Source organism: Scytonema sp. UIC 10036 (assembly GCF_009725235.1).
Window position 1 is genome coordinate 1 of sequence record NZ_WJFC01000350.1, and the last position, 7,038, is coordinate 7,038.

Below are 7,038 nucleotides of genomic sequence, written 5' to 3' on the forward strand. Positions count from 1 at the left end.
TTCATTATATATTGTTTTTATCCTGTTAGCGGTAGTGTCTAGTTTTAAAGCTACTCAGGTCCCTATGTTCTAAATCTTACTATTTGTTTCAATCCCGTTACCGGGAGTCGCTACATTTCAAGTAAACCGTTGTCAATTCCCACTAATAAATTAAAACGTTTCAATCCCGTTACCGGGAGTCGCTACATTTCAAGTTAAAAATCTTTTCAAAAAAAAGATCTATATTGTGTTTCAATCCGTTACGGGAGTCGCTACATTTCAAGCTTTTAAGTATTTTGCGCTCTTGCGCTTTCGGTTTCAATCCGTTACGGGAGTCGTACATTTCAAGTTCATTTTCAACAAGAACTGCTAATGGACATGCGTTCAATCCGTTAGGGAGTCGTACATTTCAAGACAATTGGAGAATGCCGTTTATTCTTGGGGTTTCATCGTTACGGAGTCGTACATTTCAAGCTGAGTCTTATGTCGAGTCCACTTTTTCGTTTCAATCCCGTTCCGGGAGTCCGCTACATTTCAAGTCGCCATCTGAAACCTTACAGAGCAAGGATTCTACAAGCCGTTTTGGCAGATCGAAATGACCTATTTCCAGCTCACTTATTGACATAAATATAATAGTGGATATCAAACGCTGTAACTATTACTTGTTAGGTTCGGCGATTTTGGAGAACCCAGTTTTAGCGCGCGTTCGGTTTGCCAACATCAATCTATAAATTATAGACGTACTAATCCTAACGTCTACTCGGTTAGATATCTTCATGTTAATTGTACCGATCTGCCGAAGGCAGTAGCGAAGCTATCGCTGGGTGCACAACGCCAAAAGCACGAGGGTTTTTTTAACTAATGGGCGATCGGTTTACCTGACGAGTTTGAGTGAAAAGTGGTTTTCACTCAAAGTTCGTTTGAATAAATTCGATCGCGATTGAAATTAGTTAATCTATTCTTGGTGCTTTTGGCGTTGTGCAGCAAGCGATAGCTTCGCTACTGCCTTCGGCAGATCGGTACAATTAACATGAAGATATCTAACCGAGTAGACGTTAGGATTAGTACGTCTATAATTTATAGATTGATGTTGGCAAACCGAACGCGGGCTAAAACTGGGTTCTCCAAAATCGCCGAACCTAACAAGTAATAGTTACAGCGTTTGATATCCACTATTATATTTATGTCAATAAGTGAGCTGGAAATAGGTCATTTCGATCTGCCAAAACGGCTTGTAGAATCCTTGCTCTGTAAGGGTTCAGATGGCGACTTGAAATGTAGCGGACTCCCGGAACGGGATTGAAACGAAAAAGTGGACTGGGGACATAAGACTCAGCTTGAAATGTACGACTCCGTAACGATGAAACCCCAAGAATAAACGGCGTTCTCCAATTGTCTTGAAATGTACGACTCCCTAACGGATTGAACGCATGTCCATTAGAAGTTCTTGTTGAAAATGAACTTGAAATGTACGACTCCGGTAACGGATTGAAACCGAAAGCGCAAGAGCGCAAAATACTTAAAAGCTTGAAATGTAGCGACTCCCGTAACGGATTGAAACACAATATAGATTCTTTTTGAAAAATTTTAACTTGAATGTAGAGACTCCGTAACGGGATTAAACGTTTTAATTTATTAGTGGGAATGACAACGGTTTACTTGAAATGTAGCGACTCCCGTAACGATTGAAACAATTATAGTTGCCAAATTAATTACCTGGAACCTTGAATGTACACTCCCGTAACGGATTGAACGACAAAATGACATTTCATCCTCCCATGATTAGCTGAATGTAGCGACTCCGTAACGGGATTGAACATTGTTTTGTTGTTTTATCTTTTTACTTTAAACTTGAATGTACACTCCGTAACGGGATTGAAACAAATTATCTATTACATTCCTTTGACAAGGATTTTGACTGAAAAGCGACTCCGGTAAGGGATTGAAACTTTTATCAAGCCGCTTGTCTTTAGCGTGATTAGCTTGAAATGTAGCGACTCTCCAGAGTAACGGGATGAAACAATAAGTCAACTTTAGCACAGTGGGTGCGATCGCACCTCTTGAAATGTAGCGACTCCCGGTAACGGGATTGAAACCAACTTAAGAATGATTTTAAAATAATTTACGACATTCTTGAAATGTAGCGACTCCCGGTAACGGGATTGAAACTCAACCAGAAGAAACTGACAACACACTTCCTCCCTTGAAATGTAGCGACTCCCGGTAACGGGATTGAAACAACGAAGGAAGTGACGAAGCGCAAGAGCGCAAGATGCTTGAAATGTAGCGACTCCCGGTAACGGGATTGAAACTTTTCTGTAGTTGTTTGCTCGCTGAGGCGGCGACAATCTTGAAATGTAGCGACTCCCGGTAACGGGATTGAAACAATCAAGTCCAAGATTTTTCGCTGTTTCTCTTACATAGCTTGAAATGTAGCGACTCCCGGTAACGGGATTGAAACCTTCAGGAAATCTCTTATATAAGAACGCGCATATATCCTTGAAATGTAGCGACTCCCGGTAACGGGATTGAAACTTTAGAATTGCGTTCTTTTGAGAAATCCAATGAATACTTGAAATGTAGCGACTCCCGGTAACGGGATTGAAACTGAAGTACCACAAAGTTGTGCTTATGGCACTGAGTTAGCTTGAAATGTAGCGACTCCCGGTAACGGGATTGAAACATCGTTTTACTATTTTAGCGATTGAGTAATTCCAGTAAGCTTGAAATGTAGCGACTCCCGGTAACGGGATTGAAACATTTATAGGGGCAATCGCATTCATAACTGAGGGTAAAACTTGAAATGTAGCGACTCCCGGTAACGGGATTGAAACCTAATATCTGCCGTCTGCCGTACTCAGCTATCAGTACTTGAAATGTAGCGACTCCCGGTAACGGGATTGAAACAATTACATCCCCCTTGAGTGAAGAAGTTTATAAAGTCTTGAAACTCAGCGATCAATACTGCTCTGTGGGTTCATGCGCTTATACGTACTCGATAGTTTCCACTATTTTATGTAAACACAGCTATAGCATTTCTTAGGCAAATGAAGTATAAGAGTAAGGGCGTAATGCCTTGCACCCTTACAACTAGGTGTACCCCATTAGATTAGGAAACGCTGTAACGCCCTTTTTGGATTTGAATCACGTAAAGCTAGAGAAAGTATCACCAACTACCAGTGCAGAAACGGCAGCTTTGACCTTAGAGTGATACCACCGTTTCAGTAGCCTGGGTTCCCGCATTGCGGGGGCGAAGATGCAAGGTCACTTCAGTATCAAGACGCTTGAGAAACGTAAGCAACTTACCCTCGCTGAACCGTTGAAACTCTCCTCGCATCAAATACGATACTTCCGGCTGGGGAATGCCGAGCAGTTTACTAATTTCCCGTTGTTTCAAATTACGTTGTTGTAACAGGCTGAGAACCTGAATACCGATCTTGCCTCTGGTAAAAAGTTCTTCTGCATCCTCTAAGCCAAGGTCAGCAAAGACGTTACCACTGCTTTCTTCAAAAACCGTTTGTTCTGTCATAGTTGTTCCTCTTGGGTGAGTGCGTCTTTATAGCGTTGTTTAATCAGGTCAACATCAGTCTGTGGGGTTTTGATTCCCTTTGTGGATTTTTTCTGAAAAGCGTGCAGGACATAAATCTTTTCCCCAATCTTCACGGCATAAACCGCTCTGTACGTGTCAGTATCATAGCGTTTGACAATCTCATACACGCCACTTCCCACTCCTTTAAAAGGCTTGGCATCCAGTGGTGTTTTCCCTGCCTGCACCAGTTGCAACGCATACCCTACCGCTTTTTGCACCTCTGAAGGAAACTCCCGAATGTTTTTCCGAGCGTCTCCCATCCAGACAAGAGGGCGTAAGGGTACTTCTGGAATGTCCTCACCATCTACCATAATATATGAAATTTCCTATAAATTCAAGTTAGCACCATAGCATGAAATTGCCATGACTTTTACTTCTACTGACGGAAAGCCATTAAGAAAAGCAGATCCCATAACTTTGATGATGGCAAGCTTTATTTTCCTTCCATAGCCGCCTTTGCCTTTTGACAAGAAGGACACTGATAAATAAGTAAACATTTATGTATATGTTGGCTTAAAACGTAGCGATTCCCGGTAATGGGATTGAAACAGCGATCGCGTATTTGAATTGAAGTCGCATCTTTGGCTTGAAATGTAGCGATTCCCGGTAACGGGATTGAAACTGTATATTAAAATCTTTATATAATTCCAACGTTTTAACTTGAAACTTAGCGATTCCCGGTAACGGGATTGAAACAACCAAATTGCGATCGGGAAACCCAACGATCGCTACTGAACCCATACCCGCACCACAAGAGGCGTAAGAAATGACCCAAGCCTTAACCAAACAAGTAACTTTTGATGAATTTATTGCTTGGTATCCAGCAAACACGCAACAACGCTATGAACTACATGATGGAGTAATTATCGAAATCTTCGCACCTACAGGAGACCACGAACAAGTTATTGGATTTTTAGTCGGAGAAATAGTTGGGGAATACAAACGTTTAAAACTTCCTTACTTCATCCCTAAGACAGCATTTGTTAAACCGACCAAGAGCGAATCAGCTTACTCGCCAGATGTGCTGCTACTAAACACCCGTAACTTAGCCAATGAACCTCTGTGGAAAAAAGAGTCAACTGTATCGGATGCTGCATCAGTTCCCTTAGTCATTGAGGTAGTAAGTACCAACTGGCACGACGATTATCATAAAAAACTTGCTGACTATGAAGAAATGGGTATTCTTGAATACTGAATTGCAGATTACGCAGCGTTAGGTGGGCGTAAGTTTATTGGCAATCCCAAACAACCAACTTTCTCTGTGTGCTATTTGGTTGAAGATGAATATCAAGTCAGTCAGTTTAGAGGGAACTCGCGCATTGTCTCACCTCTATTCCCAGACCTGAATTTGACTGTTGACCAGATTTTTCAAGCAGCAAGCCGCAATTGACCGCCAATCCTTCCAAGTAGAAACTACCACCTGGGCGCGATCGCCTACAATGAGTTTTTGACGAAAGCTGAAGGCGATCGCAACTGGAATACGCCCTTTCCATAGCCATGCTATAAATAATTCAGTAAACAAACCAAGGCTCCAGTCCCAATGACAGAGCGATTAATTCTTACTAAAATGTTCAGTAATTACGCTGATACATTTCTCATGTTGGGTTTAGCCCGACTTGCCGAATATGCTTTGCTTAAAACAAAACAAAAAAGTTCAATTCAATTGATAGATAGAGATACAGCCTATATTCTCCAATTCAAACAGCCTATCAATATCGAACCCATTACCAAAATCCGTTATACTGACCCTTTTCCTGTGGTGAAAGGAAAAAACACTGACACCAGCAAAATTCCTCAAGATGTGGAGATTTTTGACACGGTAGAACAAAGCAAGACTCGCAAGCTTTATCGAGATTTTCTGTTTCAACAACGAGGAAAAATCGAAAACTCAGAGGAAGCACCCAAACCACCAGATTCACGCACCCAAAATGGTGTGTTTCTCACACAAATGCGTTGCGATCGCAATCATAACGATCTATGGATAGATAGTTGGGAATTGCAAGAAAACTATGGTGCTTTAATTGCAGCACTTTTTGAGGGTTTTAGTCAAGAAGATGGGGGAGTTGAGACAGTTACCAAAATATTCCAAAAAAATACGGCTTGCAAATTACCAAGTAAGGCGAGTGCTGTGAAAGTTTATTTACCAACCTCTGTACAAGGAGTGAACCGAATTAAAGCTGATAGCAATCAATTCGATCCGCGAAAAGCAGATTGGTTGAGTTTGTGGTTAATTGCTACCGGGTTATTTCACTATGGAATTGCTGAGAGGGTAAAAATAAGCGATCGCGTTTTTGATTGGAGAGTTGTAGCACTGCAACCCCATGATATCCAATTCCAGGACTATTGCAGTGTTATTAAAAAATTGCTTGTCTATAACCCACCAGGGGGAGGACATGGGATTGCTCGATTTGATGCGGAGTTAGTACTGCGGTTCTGTCAGGAATTGCTCAACCACCATTCTGTTTCCAAGGAAATCGGAGAACCAGAAAAGTCAGAGGATGATTTTGATGATTTTGACATTTCGGCTAAATCCGTCAATAAATTTGTCAGCAACTTTGCGGGAACTAATTTCGGTTCAAAAGGACAGGTTTATGGAATCAAAGAACTTTTTAGCTTGGGACTTCCAGCTTGGATACATCCCCACAGCAAAGATGAATTGTATGAGTATCTGAATATCTTGGAAGAGCATCTTAGAATAGTGCGTTTTCTATCAATTGACGAGGGAAATAGCGAGTTACTTGCAGCATACAGAGATTTTATTACCGGGAATGATTTATATCAATTTTTCCGCTTCCAAGCCAGCTATGCCGATTACATCACGAAGAAATTAGCCGACGGGAAATCAAGAGTTTGTCTATTTTCAAAACAGGGAATCGATATTATGTTGAGAAACTTGAGTAGTAAATCGCGACAAAATGATAGTGATTGGAGTTTAACAGAAATCACAACAGATGCGGGCTTTTTAAATATTGCTAAAGCCATTAATAGTGCCACAATTTACGCAGGAACTATCCCCGATAAAGAAGGGAAATCAAAGGAAACCGGATGGGAAAGAATCTATGGATTAGCACAAAGATTGAGCAGTCAATCAGGTTCAAAAAAAGATTTCATTATTGAAATCAGCGCATTTTTAGCCAGCTACGAAAATGAGAATTTACGTATCGATGAAGAACTAAGAAAACAGAAGAAACCCCGCCGTATTTGGACAACCAAAGATGATTTAGATCGGCTGATTAATTTAATTGAGAAACACGGCTCCAGTTTAGTAGCCAATCTCTTAATTGCCTACGGATATGCCAAAGGTTGGGCTAAAGTCAAAGATAACGAAGGAGACGATAAACAACCTGATGGAATATATGAAGAAGCCGAAGATATAGAAGCTGAAATTGATGGCGAAACCGAAGCTGCATAAGAGAATGTTTGAAAAGTCATGATTGATGTATTAAATATTTTTTACCCCACCCTGACCC

At 41.1% G+C, this 7,038-nt stretch carries 5 protein-coding genes, 1 pseudogene and 1 CRISPR repeat array; of the genes and pseudogenes, 2 read left to right on the forward strand and 4 right to left on the reverse strand.

The annotated features are described in order from the left end of the window. Window positions 1-1,961: 1,961 nt before the first annotated feature. Window positions 1,962-2,886: a CRISPR direct-repeat array (repeat unit 37 nt; unit sequence CTTGAAATGTAGCGACTCCCGGTAACGGGATTGAAAC). A 295-nt stretch (window positions 2,887-3,181) separates the two neighbouring features. The 3 genes from F7734_RS59765 to F7734_RS59775 form a co-directional block, all read right to left on the reverse strand. Then, window positions 3,182-3,508: an XRE family transcriptional regulator gene (locus F7734_RS59765; protein ID WP_155753602.1), complete on the reverse strand. Its 327-nt coding sequence runs from the start codon at window positions 3,506-3,508 to the stop codon at window positions 3,182-3,184. Continuing rightward, a complete protein-coding gene (locus F7734_RS59770) occupies window positions 3,505-3,879 on the reverse strand; it encodes a type II toxin-antitoxin system RelE/ParE family toxin (RefSeq protein ID WP_155753603.1) in 375 nt (124 codons plus the stop codon). Before F7734_RS59770 ends, F7734_RS59765 begins: the two co-directional genes overlap by 4 nt. Before the next feature lie 202 nt (window positions 3,880-4,081). Continuing rightward, the gene (locus F7734_RS59775; RefSeq protein ID WP_155753604.1) at window positions 4,082-4,354 is read right to left on the reverse strand and encodes a hypothetical protein; all 273 of its coding nucleotides are present in this window, start codon (window positions 4,352-4,354) and stop codon (window positions 4,082-4,084) included. On the opposite strand from F7734_RS59775, the pseudogene F7734_RS59780 reads away from it, so the two are divergent. After that, window positions 4,335-4,958: pseudogene (locus F7734_RS59780) on the forward strand (Uma2 family endonuclease). The gene F7734_RS59775 and the pseudogene F7734_RS59780 sit on opposite strands and share 20 nt — an antisense overlap. Here the strand turns inward: F7734_RS59780 and F7734_RS59785 are convergent. Further along, entirely contained in the window at window positions 4,899-5,090 is a 192-nt protein-coding gene (locus F7734_RS59785; protein WP_155753605.1) for a hypothetical protein, read from the reverse strand. The pseudogene F7734_RS59780 and the gene F7734_RS59785 overlap by 60 nt on opposite strands. Before the next feature lie 45 nt (window positions 5,091-5,135). Between F7734_RS59785 and F7734_RS59790 the strand changes: the two genes are divergently transcribed. Further along, window positions 5,136-6,980 carry a hypothetical protein gene (locus F7734_RS59790; protein WP_207714486.1) on the forward strand — a complete coding sequence of 615 codons (1,845 nt, stop codon included), beginning with the start codon at window positions 5,136-5,138 and terminating at the stop codon, window positions 6,978-6,980. Window positions 6,981-7,038: the final 58 nt, after the last annotated feature.